The 19,992-nt window shown below is 68.1% G+C and carries 16 protein-coding genes; 14 read left to right on the top strand and 2 right to left on the bottom strand.

From position 1 onward, the window contains the following. Positions 1-84 precede the first annotated feature (84 nt). From argH to H3H55_RS36650, 9 genes are all read left to right on the top strand, one after another. Positions 85-1,518: an argininosuccinate lyase gene (argH, locus tag H3H55_RS36690; RefSeq protein WP_193102999.1), complete on the top strand. Its 1,434-nt coding sequence runs from the start codon at positions 85-87 to the stop codon at positions 1,516-1,518. Continuing rightward, entirely contained in the window at positions 1,512-2,405 is an 894-nt protein-coding gene (locus H3H55_RS36685) for an amino acid ABC transporter permease (RefSeq protein WP_193102998.1), read from the top strand. The genes argH and H3H55_RS36685 overlap by 7 nt, the downstream gene beginning before the upstream one ends. After that, positions 2,402-3,205, top strand: coding sequence for an amino acid ABC transporter ATP-binding protein (locus H3H55_RS36680; RefSeq protein WP_048249866.1), 804 nt, complete (start codon positions 2,402-2,404; stop codon positions 3,203-3,205). Before H3H55_RS36685 ends, H3H55_RS36680 begins: the two co-directional genes overlap by 4 nt. Positions 3,206-3,303: 98 nt before the next feature. Next, the gene (locus H3H55_RS36675) at positions 3,304-4,137 is read left to right on the top strand and encodes an ABC transporter substrate-binding protein (protein ID WP_129517716.1); all 834 of its coding nucleotides are present in this window, start codon (positions 3,304-3,306) and stop codon (positions 4,135-4,137) included. Between the two features lie 7 nt (positions 4,138-4,144). Continuing rightward, positions 4,145-5,017 (top strand): polysaccharide deacetylase family protein, encoded by an 873-nt coding sequence (locus tag H3H55_RS36670; RefSeq protein WP_193102997.1) that lies wholly within the window; start codon positions 4,145-4,147, stop codon positions 5,015-5,017. Continuing rightward, the gene (locus H3H55_RS36665) at positions 5,014-5,922 is read left to right on the top strand and encodes a polysaccharide deacetylase family protein (protein WP_193102996.1); all 909 of its coding nucleotides are present in this window, start codon (positions 5,014-5,016) and stop codon (positions 5,920-5,922) included. The genes H3H55_RS36670 and H3H55_RS36665 overlap by 4 nt, the downstream gene beginning before the upstream one ends. Next, positions 5,919-7,313, top strand: coding sequence for an MmgE/PrpD family protein (locus H3H55_RS36660; RefSeq protein WP_193102995.1), 1,395 nt, complete (start codon positions 5,919-5,921; stop codon positions 7,311-7,313). Before H3H55_RS36665 ends, H3H55_RS36660 begins: the two co-directional genes overlap by 4 nt. 182 nt (positions 7,314-7,495) lie before the next feature. After that, positions 7,496-8,215, top strand: a complete 720-nt coding sequence (locus tag H3H55_RS36655; protein WP_193102994.1) for a response regulator transcription factor — start codon at positions 7,496-7,498, stop codon at positions 8,213-8,215. Continuing rightward, the gene (locus H3H55_RS36650; RefSeq protein ID WP_193102993.1) at positions 8,215-9,708 is read left to right on the top strand and encodes a sensor histidine kinase; all 1,494 of its coding nucleotides are present in this window, start codon (positions 8,215-8,217) and stop codon (positions 9,706-9,708) included. The genes H3H55_RS36655 and H3H55_RS36650 overlap by 1 nt, the downstream gene beginning before the upstream one ends. A gap of 33 nt (positions 9,709-9,741) precedes the next feature. Here H3H55_RS36650 and H3H55_RS36645 read toward each other — a convergent pair whose 3' ends face one another. Continuing rightward, entirely contained in the window at positions 9,742-10,842 is a 1,101-nt protein-coding gene (locus tag H3H55_RS36645) for an AraC family transcriptional regulator (protein WP_193102992.1), read from the bottom strand. A gap of 151 nt (positions 10,843-10,993) precedes the next feature. After that, positions 10,994-11,449, bottom strand: coding sequence for a carboxymuconolactone decarboxylase family protein (locus H3H55_RS36640; RefSeq protein WP_193102991.1), 456 nt, complete (start codon positions 11,447-11,449; stop codon positions 10,994-10,996). A gap of 606 nt (positions 11,450-12,055) precedes the next feature. On the opposite strand from H3H55_RS36640, the gene H3H55_RS36630 reads away from it, so the two are divergent. From H3H55_RS36630 to bktB, 5 genes are all read left to right on the top strand, one after another. Next, the gene (locus H3H55_RS36630) at positions 12,056-13,690 is read left to right on the top strand and encodes an AMP-binding protein (protein WP_193102990.1); all 1,635 of its coding nucleotides are present in this window, start codon (positions 12,056-12,058) and stop codon (positions 13,688-13,690) included. Next, a complete protein-coding gene (locus H3H55_RS36625; RefSeq protein WP_193102989.1) occupies positions 13,690-14,850 on the top strand; it encodes an AraC family transcriptional regulator in 1,161 nt (386 codons plus the stop codon). Before H3H55_RS36630 ends, H3H55_RS36625 begins: the two co-directional genes overlap by 1 nt. A 370-nt stretch (positions 14,851-15,220) precedes the next feature. Further along, positions 15,221-17,011 carry an acyl-CoA dehydrogenase gene (locus H3H55_RS36620; RefSeq protein ID WP_193102988.1) on the top strand — a complete coding sequence of 597 codons (1,791 nt, stop codon included), beginning with the start codon at positions 15,221-15,223 and terminating at the stop codon, positions 17,009-17,011. Between the two features lie 81 nt (positions 17,012-17,092). Continuing rightward, positions 17,093-18,721, top strand: a complete 1,629-nt coding sequence (locus H3H55_RS36615) for an electron transfer flavoprotein-ubiquinone oxidoreductase (RefSeq protein ID WP_413464011.1) — start codon at positions 17,093-17,095, stop codon at positions 18,719-18,721. 42 nt (positions 18,722-18,763) lie between these two features. Beyond that, the gene (gene bktB, locus H3H55_RS36610; protein WP_193102986.1) at positions 18,764-19,957 is read left to right on the top strand and encodes a beta-ketothiolase BktB; all 1,194 of its coding nucleotides are present in this window, start codon (positions 18,764-18,766) and stop codon (positions 19,955-19,957) included. Positions 19,958-19,992: the final 35 nt, after the last annotated feature.

Raw genomic sequence — 19,992 nt, 5'->3', positions numbered from 1 at the left:
TTAAGCGGAGTCAATTTCTCGCTACAACAAAAAAAATTGAATGCCTACAGTGGGGGCAATCCAACCGAGTCGAGGTCGACCGCAATGAGCCTTACCGAACCGATCGAACGCCTGTGGGGCGGCCGCTTCCAGTCGCAACCGTCCGATGCGCTGCAGAACCTGTCCCGCTCCGATCCGAGTTTCTACCGACTCGTGCCGTACGACCTGGCGGGCTCCCGCGCACACGCACGCGAGTTGAATCGCGCCGGCATCGTGAACGACGACGAACTCGCGCAGTTGCTGGCCGCGATGGACGGCATTGCGCGCGACTATGCGGCCGGTGCGATCGCGCCGTCGCTCGCCGACGAGGACGTGCATACGTTCCTCGAGCGCGTGCTCACGCAGCGGCTGCCGGCGCTCGGCGGCAAGCTGCGTGCCGGGCGTTCGCGCAACGACCAGGCGGCGAACGACCTGCGCCTGTACCTGCGCGACAAGGCGCGCCAGCTCGTGCGCGGCGTGCTCGACCTGCAGGAGGCGCTGATCGGCCAGGCGAGCCGGCACGTCGACACGGTGACCGCCGGCTTTACCCATCTGCAGCCCGCGCAGCCGATCGTGTTCGGCCATCAGTTGCTGGCGCACGCGCAGTCGCTGTATCGCGACGCCGACCGTCTGGTCGACTGGGACCGCCGCACCGCGCGTTCGCCGCTCGGCGCGGCCGCGCTGGCGGGCTCGGCGATCTGCGTGCGGCCCGACCTGTCCGCGCAGGAGCTCGGTTACGACGCGCCCTGCGAGAATTCGATCGACGCCGTGGCCGCACGCGATCACGTCGCCGAATTCACGTTCGTTGCGAGCATGCTGGCCGTGAACCTGTCCCGCCTGTCGGAAGAAGTGATCCTGTGGACGTCGCGGCAATTCCGCTGGGTGGAACTCGACGACGGTTATGCGACGGGCAGCTCGATCATGCCGCAGAAGAAGAACCCGGACATCGCGGAACTGACGCGCGGCAAGGCGGGGCGCCTGATCGGCAACCTGACGGGCCTGCTCGCGACGCTGAAGTCGCTGCCGCTCGCGTACAACCGCGATCTCGCGGAAGACAAGATCGCCGCGTTCGATTCGATTGACACGCTCGAACTCGTGCTGCCCGCGATGGCGGGGATGATTCGCACGATGCGTGTCAACGTCGACGAGATGCGTCGCCAGGCGCCGCTCGGCTTCACGCTCGCGACCGAGGTCGCGGACTGGCTTGCGTTGACGGGCGTGCCGTTCAGCGAAGCGCATGAAATCACCGGCGCGCTCGTGCGGGCGTGCGAACGCGACGGCATCGAGCTCGCGGACGCGAGCGCGGAACAGTTGCAGGCCGTCGACTCGCGCCTCGCGCCGGCGGTGCGCGCGCATCTGACGCTCGACGCGGCCGTCGCCGCGCGCGGCGGTGCGGGCGGCACGTCGCCCGCGCGCGTGCGCGAGCAGATCGGCCGCCTGAGTCACGCGATCGAACGCCAGGCCGCATGGGCGGCCGACTACCGGGGGCCGTCATGCTGAGCGCATCCGATTCGCACCGTCTCGACGGCGCACCAGGGCCGGCTGACGCCGCGGCAGACGACACCGTAGGCCTCGTGCGCGTGCGCCGGCGCTACTGGGGCCGTTATGTCGCGTCGATCGCGATCATCGTCGCGATTGCCTACGTGGCCGCCGCGTTCGCGCGCGGACAGATCGAGTGGCGCGTCGTCGGCCAGTTCCTGACCGCGCGCTCGATCCTGACGGGGCTCGGCAACACGATCGTGATGACCGTCCTCGCGATGACGCTCGGCATCGTGCTCGGCGTCGTCACCGCGGTGATGCGGCTGTCGTCGAACCCGGTGCTCGGCGCGATCGCGCAGGGCTACATCTGGCTGTTCCGCGGCACGCCGATCATCCTGCAACTGCTGCTGTGGTTCAACCTCGCACTGGTATTCCCGACGCTCGGCATCCCGGGTATCGCCGAGTTCCGGACCGTCGACGTGATGACGCCGTTCCTTGCGGCAGTGCTGGGGCTCGGCATCAACCAGGGCGCGTATACGTCGGAAGTCGTGCGCGCGGGGCTGCTGTCGGTCGACACCGGCCAGTACGAGGCCGCGAAATCGATCGGCATGCCGCGCCTGCAGGCGCTGCGCCGGATCATCCTGCCGCAGGCGATGCGCGTGATCGTGCCGCCGATCGGCAACGAGCTGATCGGCATGGTCAAGCTGACGTCGCTCGCGAGTGTCGTGCAGTACGCGGAGATGCTGCACAACGCGCAGAACATCTACTACGCGAACGCACGCGTGATCGAGTTGCTGATCGTCGCGGGCATCTGGTATCTCGCGGTCGTCACCGTGCTGTCGCTCGCGCAGGCACGCGTCGAACGGCGCTTCGCGCGCGGCGCGGGTCGCGCGGCGGGCCGCGCATGAACGGCACGACCCTCAACCATCGGGAGAACGTCATGACGAACGCGGTCGTTCGCGCAGTCGATGTGCGCAAATCGTACGGCGATTTCCAGGCGCTGCACGGCATCACGCTCGACGTCGCGCAGGGCGAAGTGCTGTGCATCATCGGGCCGTCGGGCTCGGGCAAGAGCACGTTCCTGCGCTGCATCAACCAGCTCGAGACGATCAGCGCGGGCGCGCTGTGGGTCAACGGCGAACTGGCCGGCTACCGGCGCACCGGCAACCGGCTCCACGAGCTGTCGGAGCGCCAGGTCGCGCGGCAGCGGCTGGCGACGAGCATGGTGTTCCAGCGCTTCAACCTGTTTCCGCACAAGACCGCGCTCGAGAACGTGATCGAGGGCCCCGTGCAGGTGCTCAAGCGCCGCCGCGCGCAAGCGGAGGAGGAAGCGCGTGCGCTGCTCGCGCGGGTCGGGCTCGCGCACAAATGCGATGCGTTTCCGGTCGAACTGTCGGGCGGCCAGCAGCAGCGCGTCGCGATCGCGCGGGCGCTTGCGATGCATCCGCAACTGATCCTGTTCGACGAGCCGACGTCGGCGCTCGATCCCGAGCTCGTCGGCGAAGTGCTGGCCGTAATGCGCGATCTCGCGAAGAGCGGCATGACGATGATCGTCGTCACGCACGAGCTAGGTTTCGCGCGCGAGGTGGCCGACCGCGTCGTGTTCATGGACGGCGGCCGGATCGTCGAGAGCGGGCCGCCCGACCAGGTGCTGTCCGCGCCGACGCACGCGCGCACGCGCGATTTCATCTCGGCCGTGATTGCGTAAACGGGCCGGGCGCCCCGTATTGCCGCGCCCGATCGATGGAGCCGTCAACCAGACCGGCGCAGCACCCCATTACTCCACTACGACAAGGCGACACCCCCATGAAAGCATCCGTCCTGACCCGCACGCTGGCCGCCGTCGCATTCGGCGCGCTCGCGCTGCATGCCTCTTTCGCAGTCGCGCAGGCCGCGAGCGCGAAACGCACGCTGAACGTCGCGATCGTGCCGAACTATCCGCCGTTCGAATACAAGGACCCGGCGACCGACAAGCTCGCGGGCTTCGACGTCGATCTCGGCGAAGCGCTCGCCGCGAAGATGGGCGCGAAAGTGAACTGGGTCGAGACGAGCTTCGACCAGATGATGAGCGCGGTCGCGACGCAACGCGTCGACATGATCCTGTCCGGGATGACCGACCTGCCGACGCGCCGCGACGCGGTGACGTTCGTCGACTACATCGAGACGGGGCCGCAGTTCTACACGCTGAAGACGCGCGCCGGCGAGTTCGCGCAGATGAGCGCGCTGTGCGGCAAGCGCGTCGGGTCGAGCCGGCGCACGTCGTTTCCGGACAACACGACCGCGTGGAGCGCGGAGAATTGCGTGAAGGCCGGCAAGCCGGCAATCGTCGTGGTCGGCACCGACGGCTCGTCGGACGCGCGCATGCAGTTGCGCCAGAACCGCATCGACGCGGCCGTGCAGGGCGGCGAGACGCTGCCCTACCAGAACAGCCTCGAGCAGAATGCATACGCGCCGGTCGGCAAGCCGTTCCTGTCGCAATACACGGGCATCGGCGTTGCAAAGAGCAACACCGCGCTCAGCAGCGCGCTGACGACGGCGCTCAACCAGATGATCGCGGACGGCTCGTACCACAAGCTGCTCGCGAAGTGGGGGCTGCAGGAACACGCGGTGGCGAAGGCGATGATCAACGGCACGCACTGAGCGCGCGATGACGGACCTGGCTCCCCGCTGGCCGGACGCGAAGCGCGCATGCGTTGCGCTCGCGTTCGATCTCGACGGCCCGACCGGCGACGCGATGCTGAACGGGTCGATCTGGCGCAACCCCGCGTATTTCACGCTCGGCAGCTACGGGCCGTGGCGCGCGCTCGGCCGGTTGCTCGACATGCTCGCGGCGTTCGATCTGCCGGCGACGTTCTTCGTGCCCGCGTGGGTCGCGCGGACGTGGCCCGCGCAATGCGCGGCGATCGTCGAGCGCGGCCACGAGATCGGCTACCACGGCTACCGGCACGAAGCGTTCTGGACGCTCGAGCCCGAGCGGCAGCGCGAGATCATGGCGCAGTCGGCCGAGATCCTCGCGCGTACGCTCGGCGTGCGGCCGGTCGGGTTCCGAACGCCATCCGGCGACTGGAGCGCGGCGACCGTGGCCGTGCTGCGCGAAGCCGGCGTGCGTTATTCGAGCTCGATGCGCGGCGACGACCGGCCGTACCTGCTGCACGGCGAGGACGGCGAGCCGCCGCTCGTCGAGATACCCGGCCGCTGGGAGACCGACGACTACGCGTCGCTTGCGTATCACCGCAACCCCGATTACCCGGCCGGGCTCGACCGGATCGCGGGTTACGACGCGACGCTCGACAACTGGACACGCGAATTCGACGGCGTGGTGCGGGACGGGCTGTGCCTGACGACGCTGCTGCATCCGAAGGTCTGCGGCAAGCCCGGCCGCATCGCGCTGCTCGAGGCGTGGCTCGGCCACATGCGCGCGCAGGACGGCGTATGGTTCGCGCGCTGCCGCGAAGTGGCCGACTGGTGGCTTGCGCAGCACGCCCGAGACACGCAACCCACGCAACGGAGCGGCCGGTGACGACACTTCCTTCATGGCCGGGCGGCGCGCGATGCGCGGTCGCGATCACGGTCGACTTCAACGACATTCACGGTATCCAGACCCGCGAGCCGCGCATCGTCGGCCGCGAGAAATCGCTGTCGGTCTGGCGTTACGGCGCGACGCGCGGCGTCGACCGGCTGCTCGCGGCATTCGACGCGTTCGGCGTCCCGGCGAGCTGGTTCGTCCCGGGCATCGTCGCCGAAACGCATGCGGAAGCCGTGCGCGCGATCGCCGCGGCCGGCCACGAGCTCGGCGTGAGCGGCTATCGCTGCGAAGACTTCGACGTGTTGCCGCTCGCCGCGCAGGTCGATGCGTGCCGCGCCGGGCGGGCGGCGCTTGCCGACACGATCGGGCGCGACGTGGAAGGCTTCCGCTCGTTCACCGGCAACTGGGCCGACGGTTTTGCGGATTGCCTGGTCGCGGAAGGCTTCACGTGGTCGTCGTCGTGGCGCGGCGACGATCTGCCGTATGTGCATCCACGCGGCGACGGCGGCGCGGACGGCGCGCGGCTCGTCGAGCTGCCGCTGCACTACGAACTCGAAGACGAGCCGTACTTCGAGTTCAACCTGTCGCCGCCCGTGCCGGCCGGGCAACCGCGCATCGCGGCATACCGCGACGTGCTCGACAACTGGCGGCGCGACGTCGACGGGTTTCGGCGCTTCGGGCTGTGCTGCGTGCTGCGCCTGCATCCCGAGATCATCGGCACGGCAGGGCGAATCGACTTGCTGCGCGCATTGCTCGCGCATTTGCGTGACGCGGGCGATGCATGGTTCGCGACGGGGCGCGACATCGCGCGCTGGTGGCGTGCACAGGCGCCCGTCAATGCCCCGGGACATCCGGTCGACGTGTTCGCGCGTTGCGTGGCAGAGGAGTCGGCGCGATGACGATGGATACGGAAACGCGCGCAACGCGGCTTGCGGCATTCGTCGCGCAGACAGCCGCCGATGCATTGCCGGACGACGTCGTCGCGAAGGCCAAGCGTCATGTGCTCGACACGTTCGGTGCCGCGCTGGCGGGCGCGTCGGCCGTCGAGACGCGTAGCGCCCGTGCGCTGACCGGCTCCATCGCGCAAGGCGGCGCATCGCTGTGGGGGACGCGACGCGCCGCAGGCGCGCGCGATGCGGCGTTCGTCAACGGGATTGCCGCGCACGCGCTCGAACTCGACGATTCCGGCGGCTGCGATCATTCGGGCGCGGTGGTGCTGCCGGCCGTGCTTGCCGCGCTGTCGTGCGCGGGGCGCCCGGTGACGGGCCGCGAATGCGTGGCGGCGATCGTGCTCGGTTACGACGTCGGCCGGCGCGTGCTCGAGGCAGCGGGCGGGTACTCGGCTCATAACGGTGCGGGCTGGCACTCGACGCTCAGTTGCGGCGTGTTCGGTGCGGCGGCCGCGAGCGCGCGCGTGCTTGGGCTCGACGCCGCGCGCACGCGCGACGCGCTGGGCCATGCGGCGAGTTTTGCGGGCGGCCTTTGGGGTTTCATCCACGACGGATCGCAGACGAAACGGCTGCACGCCGGGCGGGCGGCGGAGGGCGGCGTGCTCGCGGCGCTGCTCGCGCGCGAAGGCGTGAGCGGCCCCGCGCACGTGTTCGACGACGTGTGGGGCGGTTTTTTCAACACCTTCGCCGCGCAATCGCATGCGCCCGATGCGTTGACCGACGGCCTCGGCGAGCACTGGAAGCTGATGCGCTGCTCGATCAAGCCGCATGCATCGTGCCGCAGCGCGCATGCGGCCGTCGACGCGGCGCTGCAGCTCGCGGACGGCCGCATGTTCACGGCGGGCGAGATCGAACGGGTGGTCGTGCGCGCGAGCGGGTTCGTTGCCCGCATGTGTGGCGGGCGGGACCTGTCGACACTGTCGTCCGCGCAGATGAGCCTGCCGTACGCGGTGGCGGCGGCGCTTGTATTCGGCGACACGGGGATCGGCGTGTATCGCGCGGACCGGCGCAACGATCCGCGCGTGACCGCGCTGCTCGCGCGCATCGCGGTCGACGTCGATCCGGCGCTCGGCGATCTCGACGAGCCGACGGTGATCCTGCATCGCCCGGATGGCGGACGGGAATTGTGTCACGTGCCGATCGCGCTCGGCGACCCGCGTAATCCGCTGTCGGATGCGGTGCTGCTGGCGAAATATCGTGCGCTGGCGGGGATGGCGCTCGACGGCGCGCGTGCCGATGCGCTGAGCGACGTGTGTCTGTCGCTGGACCGGCTGGCGGATGCGCGTGTGATGAATGGCTGGCTTGCGGGTGATGCGGAGGCTGTCCACGCGATTGTTTGAAGCGGAAAGCCGTGTCAGCATTGGCTTGCGGCGTGCGGGTCGTCCAAAGTTAAACTAAATGTGATCACTCCCCGCCGCAAAATTTTGCACAATGGCGGCAGCGCGGCCTTTCGCCGCGATTTGACCCCGGCCACCGATCACCGACCACCATTACCGAGCCCAATGTGCCGCCGCCCACCGCCATGGACCACCCCAAACGCATCCTGATCGTCGAGGACGACGCCGACATCGCCGATGTGCTGAGCCTGCACCTGCGCGACGAGCGCTACGAGGTCGTGCATAGCGCGGACGGCACGGAAGGGCTGCGCCTGCTCGAACAGGGCGGCTGGGACGCGCTGATTCTCGACCTGATGCTGCCGGGCGTCGACGGCCTGGAAATCTGCCGGCGCGCGCGCGCGATGACGCGCTACACGCCGATCATCATCACGAGCGCGCGATCGAGCGAGGTACACCGGATCCTCGGCCTCGAGCTCGGCGCCGACGACTATCTGGCGAAGCCGTTCTCGGTGCTCGAGCTCGTCGCGCGGGTGAAGGCGCTACTGCGGCGCGTCGACGCGCTCGCGCGCGATTCGCGGATCGACGCGGGCACGCTCGACATCGCCGGGCTGTCGATCGACCCGATCGCGCGCGAGGCGAGCGTCGACGGCGCGCGCATCGACCTCACGCCGCGCGAATTCGACCTGCTGTATTTCTTCGCGCGGCACCCGGGCAAGGTGTTCTCGCGGATGGACCTGCTCAATGCCGTGTGGGGCTATCAGCACGAAGGCTACGAACACACGGTCAACACCCACATCAACCGGCTGCGCGCGAAGATCGAGGCCGATCCGGCCGAGCCCGTGCGGATCCTCACCGTGTGGGGACGCGGCTACAAGCTCGCCGCACCGGGCCAGCGGGACGGATGATGAAACTCACGCTCACCCAGCGGCTGTCGCTCGTATTCTCGATCCTGCTGCTCGCGTGCTCCGGCGCGTCCGCGTGGCTGCAGATCCGCGCGAACGACATGCGCGAGAAGGAAGTCGTGCAGGCGCTGTCGCGCGACCTGGCCGCCAACATCGCCAACAGCGCGCCGCTGATGGACGCGAACGGGCTGCGTCCCGACGCCGTGCGCACGCTGTTCAGCCAGCTGATGGGCGTGAACCCGAGCGTCGAGGTGTACCTGCTCGACAACGCGGGGCGGATCAAGGGCGACGATGCGCCGCCCGGCCACGTGAAGCGCGACCGCGTCGATCTCGCGCCGGTGCAGCGTTTCATCGCGGGCCAGCCGCTGCCGATCCTCGGCGACGATCCGCGCAGCCCCGACGCGCGCAAGGTGTTCAGCGCCGCGCCGCTGCAGCGCGCGGGGCAACCGCCGTCGGGCTACATCTACGTGGTGCTGCTCGGCGAGGCGCATGACCGGCTGGCCGCGCGCGTCGACGCCGGCAACGTGCTGCGCACGACGCTGTGGTCGATGGCGGTCGTCGCGCTGCTCGGCCTGCTCGCGGGTCTCACCGCGTTCAGTTTCATCACGCGCCCGCTGCGTCGGCTGACGGACGCGCTGCGCCGCTTCGACGCGAACGGCGCGCCCGACACGCAGCCGCCGATGCCGCGCTCGCTGCCGGGCCAGCGCGGCGACGACATCGCGGTGCTCGAATCCGCGTTTGCGCAGATGGCCGACCGGATCGGCGACCAGTGGCGCGCGCTGACGCGCCAGGACCAGCAGCGGCGCGAACTGATCACGAACATCTCGCACGACCTGCGTACGCCGCTCACGTCGCTGCACGGCTATCTGGAGACGCTGTCGCTGAAGTCCGACTCGCTCGCCGAGCCCGAACGCCGGCGCTACCTGTCGATCGCGCTCGCGCAGAGCGCGAAGGTCGGCCGGCTCGCACAGGCGCTGTTCGAGCTCGCGCGGCTCGAATCGGGCGGCGTGCAGGCCGAGCGCGAGCCGTTCTCGCTCGTCGATCTCGTGCAGGATGTGTTCCAGAAATTCGAGCTGACTGCGCAGGCGCGCGGCGTCGCGCTGCATGCGCGGATCCCGCCGCGCGTGCCGGTCGTGTGGGCCGATCTCGGGATGATCGAGCGCGTGCTGACCAACCTGCTCGACAACGCGCTGCGGCACACGCCTTCGCACGGCGAAGTCGAGGTCGCGCTGGAGCCGCAGGGCGACTGCGTGCTCGTGAGGGTGTCGGATACCGGGGAAGGGATTCCAGTGGCGCGCCGCGAAGGGCTGTTCCAGCGGCCGCAGCGGCCGATGAGCGGCGGCGCGGCGACGAGCGGCGGGCTCGGCCTGCTGATCGTGCACCGGATGCTGGCGCTCAACGGCAGCGGCATCCGGCTCGTCGACCGGGCCGGGCGCGGTGCGGTATTCGAGTTCGCGCTGGCGGTCGCGGCGCCGGCAGCCGGCGACGCGCGCTGAAGCCGGTCGGGTCGGCCACTCGCCGCGCTGCGTTTACCCGCCGCGCTTGCGCCGCACGTCGCTCGGCGTCGTGCCGGTCCAGCGCTTGAACGCGTGACGGAACCCGACCGCATCGCTGAAGCCGAGCGTCAGCGCGATGTCCTCGGTGCTGAGCGTCGTCGTGCTGAGGTAATCGATCGCGAGCGCCTTGCGCACGCTCGTCAGCAGTTCGCTGTACGACGTGCCTTCGGCTTCGAGCTTGCGGCGCAGCGTGCGCGACGTGATGCAGAGGATGTCCGCGATCGCGTCGATGTCCGGGAAGTGTCCCGGCGTGCGCGTGAGCTCCTGGTAGACGCGTCGCGTGATGCCCGGCTGGCTGCGCAGTTCGTCGAGCAATTGCGCGCAGTGCGACGACACCTGCGCGGCGGTGATCGGATTCGCGAGCTGCGGCGCGCGCGTGAGCCACGCGGCCGGGTAGCTGAGCACATGATGCGGCTGGTCGAACGCGATCGGGCATTCGAGCGCGTCGGCCAGCGATCCCGCGTGCGCCGGCTGCGGCTGCGCGAACTGCGCGCGTGCCGGCACGCACCACGCACCCATTACGTCCTTGATGATCGTCACGTGCAGCGCGAACTGCATGTCGATCAGGAAACGGTACAGCGGCACGTCGAGATCGGGCAGCGCGACTTCGTGCCGATCCGGAAACAGCCATGACGCGGTATCGCCCTGTACGACCCAGCGGATCGGGAGCATGCCGTTCGCGAGCCGGTGATATTTGACGGCCGAATCGAACGCGTGCGCGAGCGATGCCGAGCACAGCATCGCGTAACCGTACATCCCGTAGCTCGACGCATGCAGCAGGCGGCCGACGCGCACGCCGAGATCGGTGCCGTCGTACCGGCCGATCGCATTGCGCGCGGCCGTCAGGAACTGCAGCGGCGACGTGAGCGTAAACGGGTCCGCGACGGCGGCCGGCGTGAGGCCGGTGCCGTCGAGCACCGCGGCCGGGTCGAGGCCGGCTTGCGTCGCCACGTCGACCAGCACGGCCAGCTTGGCCGGCGAGAAACGCTGCTCGCGCAACGTGTGGATGGGCGTGGCGTCCGGCAGGCGGGCTGCGCGGGCGGCCGTCGGGTTCAAGAGCGCACTGCGCGGCATGGCTGGATCCTGCGTCCGAATCGATATCGTTTACGGCACGCAATTCTGATCGGGATCGGTCCCATGCGCCACAGGGTTCACCCTGATACGCGCGCCGGCGCCGCCCGGCGCGGCCGGCCCGACGGCCAGCCTCAGCCGGCTTCGACCGGTTTCAACCGGCCTGGAATACGCCGGCCTGCCACGCGAACGGTTTGGCGAGCCGGTTCCAGGTGTTGATCTGCGCGACGATCAACGTGAGCGTCGCGAGTTCGTCGCGATCGAAATGCGCGCGCGTCGCGTCGACGAGTTCGTCGCCGATCGCGTTTTCGCTGATCAGCGTCAGCGCTTCGGCCCAGCGCAGCGCGGCCTGTTCCTTCGGGCTGTAGAGATCGGGCGTTTCGTGCCACACGGGCAGCAAGTGGTAGCGCAGCGGATCCTCGCCCGCGTGGATGCCTTCCTTGATATGACGGTCGAGACAGTACGCGCAGCCGTTCAGCTGCGAGACGCGTGCGCGCACCAGTTCGACGAGCCTGAAATCGTGGCCGGTGTTGTTCGCGTATTCCTCGACATTGAGCACGACGTCGAGCAGCCGGGCGGGAAGTTGTCCAAACGAGATGCGTTCTGGCATGGCGACTGACCTTTGAGAGAGCGGGATAGGATCGTTGGGTGGATGGGTGGCGCTGCTTGTACCGGTTCGGCGTGCTACCGCGATCGGCGGCATATCGACAGTAATCCTGATTAACTGGTGATAGGATCAACCGGTGTGTCCAGACAACGTCGCACGCATGATCCGTCGTGCGGATGCGTGTGCGTCGGCTTCATTCGCGGTGGTGCGCGGCAGGTTCGGCCGCGGCGAACCGGAAGCGAAGCGATCGTATCAGGCGCGACCGTCGGCAGGAATCGCCGGAATCCGTATGTTGTTCATGTTGATGGGCCGATAGTCGATACGCCGGAGTGGTCAGCCGCGATTGTCCGGATCGGTGCGCAGGATCGCGTCGGCGAACTCGACGAATCCGCTGCCGCCCGGGCCCTGCGTGATCCATCGCGGCACGAAGTTGCTAGACAAGCGCATGCGTCCGTGTCCGTTTCGATCATCTTTTCGGCCGCCCGGATCATTTTCAAAGTGCGTCGCGCGGGCGATAGTCGCCAGTCAGGCGACGGCCCGCGCCCTTCGGCGTGCAGGCCGCCGTGCGAACGGCGCGCTCCGCGCGTACCGTCCCCCGAGGAGTGAGACATGACGAAGAGACACTGGACCGGGTCGTATGGCTCGATCCCCGCCGAGATCGACGCCGATCTCTATCCTTCCGTAAGCGCGCTGCTGGACGAAGCAATGCGCCGCTTCGCCGATCGTCCGGCATTCCATGCGTTTGGCCGCACGCTCAGCTATGCCGACGTCGACCGCCTGTCGACCGCGCTGGCCGCGTATCTGCAGCAGGTCGTCGGCGTCCGCAAGGGCGATCGCGTGGCCGTGATGTTGCCCAACGTGCTCGCGTTTCCGGTCGTGTTCGTCGCCGTCGCGAAGATCGGCGCGATCCAGGTCAACGTGAACCCGCACTACACCGCGCGCGAACTCGAGCATCAGCTCAACGACGCGGGCGTCGAGGTCGCCGTCGTATGCGGCGGGTCGATGGGCACGTTCGCCGACGTGGTCGGCGGCACGGGCGTGCGCACCGTGCTGAGCGTGGGGCGCGGCGATCTCGGCGTGGTCGATGCGCCGGCCGGCACATGCGACGCGCTGCCGCCAGGTTCGATCCCGCTCGCGGATGCGATTGCCGCAGGCGAATCGCTCGCGTGCGAGCCGGTCGCGCTGGGCGGCGCGGATCTGCTGCTGTTGCAATACACGGGCGGCACGACCGGATTGTCGAAGGGCGCGGCGCTGTCGCACCGCAACCTCGTCGCGAACATCGAACAGTTCGCGGCGATCGTGCCGGCTGCACGGGAGCCGGGCGAAGAAGTCGTCGTCACGGCGATCCCGCTGTATCACATCTTCGCGCTGACGGTGAACTTCCTGTCCTACTTCGCGATCGGCGCGCAAAACTGGCTCGTCGCGAATCCGCGCGACATGGACGGGTTCATCGATGTGCTGAAGGCCGCGCGGCCGACGATATTCGTCGGTGTGAACACGCTGTACGCGGGGCTCGCGGGCCATCCGCGCCTGAAGGAAGTCGACTGGTCGCGGCTGAAGCTGTCGGCCGGCGGCGGCGCGGCGGTGATCGACGTGATCTCGTCGCGCTGGAAGGCGGTGACGGGCAATTTCATCCGCGAGGGCTACGGGCTGTCGGAAACGTCGCCGGTCGTGTCGTTCAACCCGCAGTCGATCGATGCGTTCACGGGCACCACGGGCCTGCCGCTGCCGTCGACCGACGTGAAGCTGCTCGACGACCAGGATCGCGAGGCGGCAATTGGCGAAGCGGGCGAGATCTGCGTGAAGGGGCCGCAGGTGATGACCGGCTACTGGCAGAAGCCGGACGCGAACGCGGCGGCGTTTACGGCGGACGGTTATTTCCGCACCGGCGACGTTGGCGTGTTCGACGCAGCCGGTTTCCTGCGGATCGTCGACCGCAAGAAGGACATGATCATCGTGTCGGGCTTCAACGTGTACCCGAACGAGGTGGAAGCTGTCGCGACCGCGCTGCCGGGCGTCGCCGAATGCGCGTGCATCGGCGTGCCGGACGCGCGCACGGGCGAGGCCGTCAAGCTGTTCGTGGTGCTGGCGCAGGAGGCCGACGTGACGGAGGAACAACTCGTCGCGCATTGCCGCGCGAGCCTCGCGGCCTACAAGGTGCCGAAGATCGTTCGTTTCGTCGACCGGCTGCCGAAGTCGACGGTCGGCAAGATCCTGCGCCGGGAACTCAGCCGCACCGACTGATGGCGCCGACGCGCCGCGCGGCCGCGGCTGCGCGGCCCGGCGTGCCGAAGGCCCCGAAGCTTCCGCGAGGGCCGCTCAAGTACAATGCGAGCGGTTCGATCGACGGGGACGCGATGACCGGCTCAGATTCACTTTCCACCCAGCCCGGGCGTGCGCTGCCGTCGCCGAGCGCGACGGTGCCGATCTCGCTCGTCAACGGTTTCCTCGCGAGCGCGGGCGCGCAGCGCGACGTGGTCGAGCGTTACCTGCGCGGGGCCGGCATCCCGCTCGAGCTGCTCGGCGAGCCGCATGCGCGCGTGACGGAGGAGCAGTTCTCGACGCTGTACCGCACGCTCGCAATCGACCTCGACGACGAGATGCCCGGCATCTTCTCGCGCCCGCTGCGCGGCGGCACGCTGAAGTACCTGTGCCTGAGTCTGCTCGATGCGCGCAACCTCGAAACGACGCTGCATCGTTTCGGGCAATTCTTCCATATCCTGCTCGACGATTTCTTCGTCGAATCGAAGCGCGACGGCCTCGTCGCGCAGGTGCTGTTGCGTCCGAACGATGCCATCGGCCCGATCGGCGCGCTCGGCCAGGAACTGATGCTCAAGCTCGTGCACGGCGTGTGCTCCTGGCTGATCGGGCAGAAGATCCCGCTGCTGCAGATCGAGTTCGCATGCCCGCGGCCGCGCCATGCGGTCGACCATCTGTACTTCTTCACAGGCTCCGTGCAGTTCGACTGCGAGCGCACGCTGATGCGCTTCAGCGCCGACTACCTCGACGCGCCGATCCGGCAGAGCAAGCGCAACCTGCGCAAGTTTCTGGCGCGCGCGCCCGGCGACTGGATTTTCGAATCGTTCAGCGAACAGCTCGTGTGCCATCGCGTGCGGCAGTACCTGTCGGCGGCGCTGCCCGACCTGCCGGCGATCGACCAGGCGGCCGAACACCTGCATTGCTCGGTGCGCACGCTGAGCCGCCACCTGGCCGCCGAAGGGACGACGTTCCAGGTGCTCAAGGACGAACTGCGGCGCGACATCGCGATCCAGCGGCTGACCGATACGCCCGATACGATCGCGGCGATCGGCGCCGACATCGGTTTCGACGACCCGAGCGCGTTTCATCGCGCGTTCCGGCACTGGACGGGGAGTACGCCGGGGACGTATCGGCGGCAGGCGTAGCGTTTTTTTCAAACCTCTCCCATAACCGGCTCCTTTCGTTCGCTCCCATGGCCGGCTCCCATAGGCGATTCCCATAACCGGCTCCCGTAGCCGCCGCCGGCATGCCGCGCCGCTTTGGCCCCATAGGCCGGCACACCGATCGCTCGCTGTTTTCGTCGAAACCGGCTCCGGCCAAACCCTTATCCGGCCTGCCGTTTCCGGCAACACCCGCTCATCGCGTGGCCGATTTTGTCACTATGTGGGCCGGATATGACAACGGGAATCGACCGTCCCGGCATTACGATGGGTCACGTCGTCGCCTGGGTCGACCGGTTTTTCCGCATCGATCCAGCAGCGCGCCCCATTCACCGCCTGATTTGGAACATCGACCATGAGCTATAACGCCCCCGTCAAGGACATGCTGTTCGTGCTGAAGGAACTCGCGGGCATCGACGCCGTTGCGCAGTTGCCGGGCTTCGAGGATGCGGGTTACGACACGGCGCAGGCCGTGCTCGACGAATCCGCTAAATTCTGTGGCGAGGTGCTGGCGCCGCTGAACGTCGAAGGCGACCGCAATCCGAGCAGCTGGAAGGATGGTGTCGTGACCGCGACGCCGGGCTTCGCGCAAGCGTTTCGCCAGTTCGTCGAAGGCGGCTGGCAGGGGCTGCAGCATCCGGCCGAGTACGACGGCCAGGGCCTGCCGAAGCTGATCGCGACGCCGTGCATCGAGATGCTGAACGCGTCGAACCTGTCGTTCGCACTGTGTCCGCTGCTGACCGACGGCGCGATCGAGGCGCTGCTGACGGCCGGCACCGACGAGCAGAAGCAGCGCTACGTGCCGAAGCTGATCTCGGGTGAATGGACCGGCACGATGAACCTGACCGAGCCGCAGGCCGGCTCCGACCTGGCACTGGTGCGCTCGCGCGCGGAACCGCAGGGCGACGGCACGTACAAGGTGTTCGGCACGAAGATCTTCATCACGTGGGGCGAGCACGACATGGCGGACAACATCGTCCACCTGGTGCTGGCCCGCACGCCGAACGCGCCGGAAGGCGTGAAGGGCATCTCGCTGTTCATCGTGCCGAAGTTCATGGTCAACGACGATGGTTCGCTGGGCGCGCGCAACGACGTGCACTGCGTGTCGATCGAGCACAAGCTCGGGATCAAGGCGAGCCCGACGGCGGTGCTGCAGTACGGCGACCACGGCGGCGCGATCGGCTACCTGATCGGCGAGGAGAACCGCGGCCTCGAATACATGTTCATCATGATGAACGCGGCGCGTTTCGGCGTCGGGATGCAGGGGATCGGCGTGGCCGACCGGGCCTACCAGAAGGCGGCGGAATTCGCGAAGGAGCGCGTGCAGAGCCGCCCGGTGGACGGGTCGGCGAAGCAGTCGGTGACGATCATCCATCACCCGGACGTGCGCCGCATGCTCGGCACGATGCGCGCGCTGACCGAAGGCGCGCGGGCGCTGGCGTATGTGGCAGCCGCGCACAGCGACGTTGCCCACCGCCATTCGGACGAGGCGACGCGTGGCCGTCATCAGGCAATCTACGAGTATCTGGTGCCGGTCGTGAAGGGCTGGAGCACGGAGATGGTGAACGACGTGGCGAGCCTGGGCGTGCAGGTGCACGGCGGGATGGGCTTCATCGAGGAGACGGGCGCGGCGCAGTACTACCGCGATGCGCGGATCCTGGCGATCTACGAAGGGACGACGGCGATCCAGGCGAATGACCTGGTCGGCCGCAAGACGATGCGCGACGGCGGCGCGGTGGCGAAGGCGCTGATCGCGGAGATCGACGCGACGGTGGCGGCGCTGGGCAAGCTGGACGGCGCGGCGGCGGCATCGATGAAGGCGCAGCTGGAGAAGGGCGCGCGTGCGTTGTCGTCGGTGGTGGATTACGTGGTGGCGAACGTGAAGCAGGACCCGAACGCGGTGTTCGCGGGCAGCGTGCCGTACCTGAAGCTGGCGGGCGTGGTGCTGTGCGGGTGGCAGATGGCGCGTGCGCTGGTGGCGGCGCAGGCGAACCGCGCGAGCGACCCGGCGTTCTTCGATGCGAAGATCGCGATCGCGCAATGCTACGCGGAGCACGTTCTGGTGCAGGCAGGCGGGCTCGAAGCGTCGATCGTCGGCGCGAAGGGCAACGAGAGCGTGCTCGCGTTGACGGAAGACCAGTTCTGACCGGTTGACGGTCGGGACGCTGGAGGAGACAGGATTTTGACCACACAGGACTTGCTCGCGCAATACGGCCCGCGCGAATCGATGGAATACGACGTCGTGATCGTCGGCGGCGGCCCCGCCGGGCTGTCGGCGGCGATCCGGCTCAAGCAGCTGGCCGCCGAGAAAGGCACCGAGATCGGCGTGTGCGTGCTCGAGAAGGGTTCCGAGATCGGCGCGCATATCCTGTCGGGCGCGGTGATGGACCCGCGCGCGATCACCGAGCTGTTCCCCGACTGGAAGGAACAGGGCGCGCCGCTCAGCGTCGAGGTGACGGAAGACCGCTTCCTGTTCCTGTCCGAGAAGAGCGCGGTGACCACGCCGAACTGGGCGCTGCCCGAGAACTTCAAGAACCACGGCAACTACGTCATTTCGCTGGGCAACGTCACCCGCTGGCTCGGCCAGCAGGCGGAAGCGCTGGGCGTCGAGATCTTCCCGGGCTTCCCGGCCGCCGAGATTCTCTATAACGACGACGGCTCCGTGAAGGGTGTCGCGACCGGCAACATGGGCGTGGGCAAGGACGGCGAGCCGACCGAGAACTTCCAGCTCGGCATGGAGCTGCACGCGAAGTACACGCTGTTCGCCGAAGGCTGCCGCGGCCACCTCGGCCGCCAGCTGATCTCGAAGTTCAAGCTCGACGCGAACGCCGAGCCGCAGGCGTACGGGATCGGCATCAAGGAGCTGTGGGAAATCGATCCGGCGAAGCACAAGCCGGGCCTCGTGATCCACACGGCCGGCTGGCCGCTGAAGTCCGATACCTACGGCGGCTCGTTCCTGTATCACATGGACAACAACCAGGTCGTGGTCGGCTTCGTGGTGGGCCTCGGCTACACGAACCCGTACCTGTCGCCGTTCGAGGAATTCCAGCGCTACAAGACGCACCCGTCGATCCGCGCGTTCCTGGAAGGCGGCAAGCGCGTATCGTACGGCGCACGTGCGATCACCGCGGGCGGGCTGCTGTCGCTGCCGAAGACGGTATTCCCGGGCGGCGCGCTGATCGGCGACGACGCGGGCTTCCTGAACGCATCGCGGATCAAGGGCAGCCACGCGGCAATCAAGACCGGCATGCTGGCCGCCGACGCCGCGTTCGACGCGCTGCAGGCCGGCCGTCAGTCGGACGAGCTGAACGCATACCCGGACGCCTTCAAGCAGTCATGGCTGTACACGGAGCTGTACCGCGCGCGCAACTTCAAGCAGTGGATGGCCAAGGGGCTGTACCTGGGCACGCTGATGGTGGGGATCGAGCAGAAGGTGATGGGCGGCAACGTGCCGTGGACGCTGCATCACCAGCACGCGGACCACGAGATGCTGAAGCCGGCGTCGCAGTGCGAGCCGATCGAGTATCCGAAGCCGGACGGCAAGCTGACGTTCGACCGATTGTCGTCGGTGTTCATCTCGAACACGAACCACGAGGAGAACCAGCCGGCGCACCTGACGCTGAAGGATGCGAGCGTGCCGGTGAACGTGAACCTGCGCACGTACGCGGGGCCGGAGGCGCGGTTCTGCCCGGCGGCGGTGTACGAGTTCATGAAGAACGACGACGGCAGCGATCGGCTGGTGATCAACGCGCAGAACTGCGTGCACTGCAAGACCTGCGACATCAAGGACCCGACGCAGAACATCGTGTGGGTCACGCCGGAAGGCGGCGGCGGGCCGAATTACCCGAACATGTAACGTATCAACGCGCCTGCGTGCGCGAACGAACCGGAGCAGACGATGAGCAATGCAGCGAAAGAAGTCGTGGTGGTGAGCGGTGTCCGTACCGCGATCGGTGATTTCGGCGGCAGCCTGAAGGATTTCTCGCCGACCGACCTCGGTGCGAAGGTCGTGCGCGAAGTGCTGTCGCGCGCGAACGTGCCGGGCGATGCGGTCGGGCATGTCGTGTTCGGCCACGTCGTGAACACCGAACCGAAGGACATGTATCTCGCGCGCGTCGCGGCGATCGACGGCGGCGTCGCGCAGCACGCGCCGGCGCTGACCGTGAACCGCCTGTGCGGCTCGGGCCTGCAGGCGATCGTGTCGGCCGCGCAGACGATCATGCTCGGCGATGCCGACGTCGCGATCGGTGGCGGGGCGGAGAGCATGAGCCGCGCGCCGTACACGGTGCCGGCCGCGCGCTTCGGCCAGCGCATGGGCGACGGCAAGCTCGTCGACATGATGCTCGGCGCGCTGCACGACCCGTTCCAGGCGATCCACATGGGCGTGACGGCAGAGAACGTCGCACGCAAGTACGACATCTCGCGCGACGCGCAGGATGCTCTGGCACTCGAATCGCATCGTCGCGCGGCGCGCGCGATCGCGGAAGGGCGCTTCAAGGATCAGATCCTGCCGATCGCGATCCGCTCGAAGAAGGGCGAGGTGGCGTTCGATACCGACGAGCACGTGCGTCACGACGCGAGCGCGGACGATTTCACGAAGCTGCGCCCGGTGTTCGCGAAGGAGAACGGTACCGTGACGGCCGGCAACGCGTCGGGCATCAACGATGCGGCCGCGGCCGTGCTGATGATGAGCGCGGACGCCGCGCGCGCGCAGGGTGTGAAGCCGCTCGCACGTCTGGTTGCCTATGCGCACGCCGGTGTCGATCCGGCCTACATGGGTATCGGCCCGGTGCCGGCCACGCAGAAGGCGCTCGAACGCGCGGGCCTGAAGATTTCCGATCTCGACGTGATCGAGGCGAACGAGGCGTTCGCCGCGCAGGCCTGCGCGGTCACGCAGGAGCTCGGCCTCGATCCCGCGAAGGTCAACCCGAACGGGTCCGGCATCTCGCTCGGCCACCCGATCGGTGCGACCGGTGCGCTGATCACGGTCAAGGCGCTGTACGAGCTGAAGCGCATCGGCGGGCGTTACGCGCTCGTGACGATGTGTATCGGCGGCGGCCAGGGGATTGCTGCGATCTTCGAGAACATCTGATAATCGAACGCTCAGCACCCGAACACACAGGAACT

Origin of the sequence: Burkholderia sp. Z1 (assembly GCF_014893795.1) — a bacterium.
Classification (GTDB): Bacteria; Pseudomonadota; Gammaproteobacteria; order Burkholderiales; family Burkholderiaceae; genus Burkholderia; species Burkholderia theae.
Note: the sequence above shows the minus strand (reverse complement) of the source record. Positions and strands in the feature narration are given on the sequence as shown.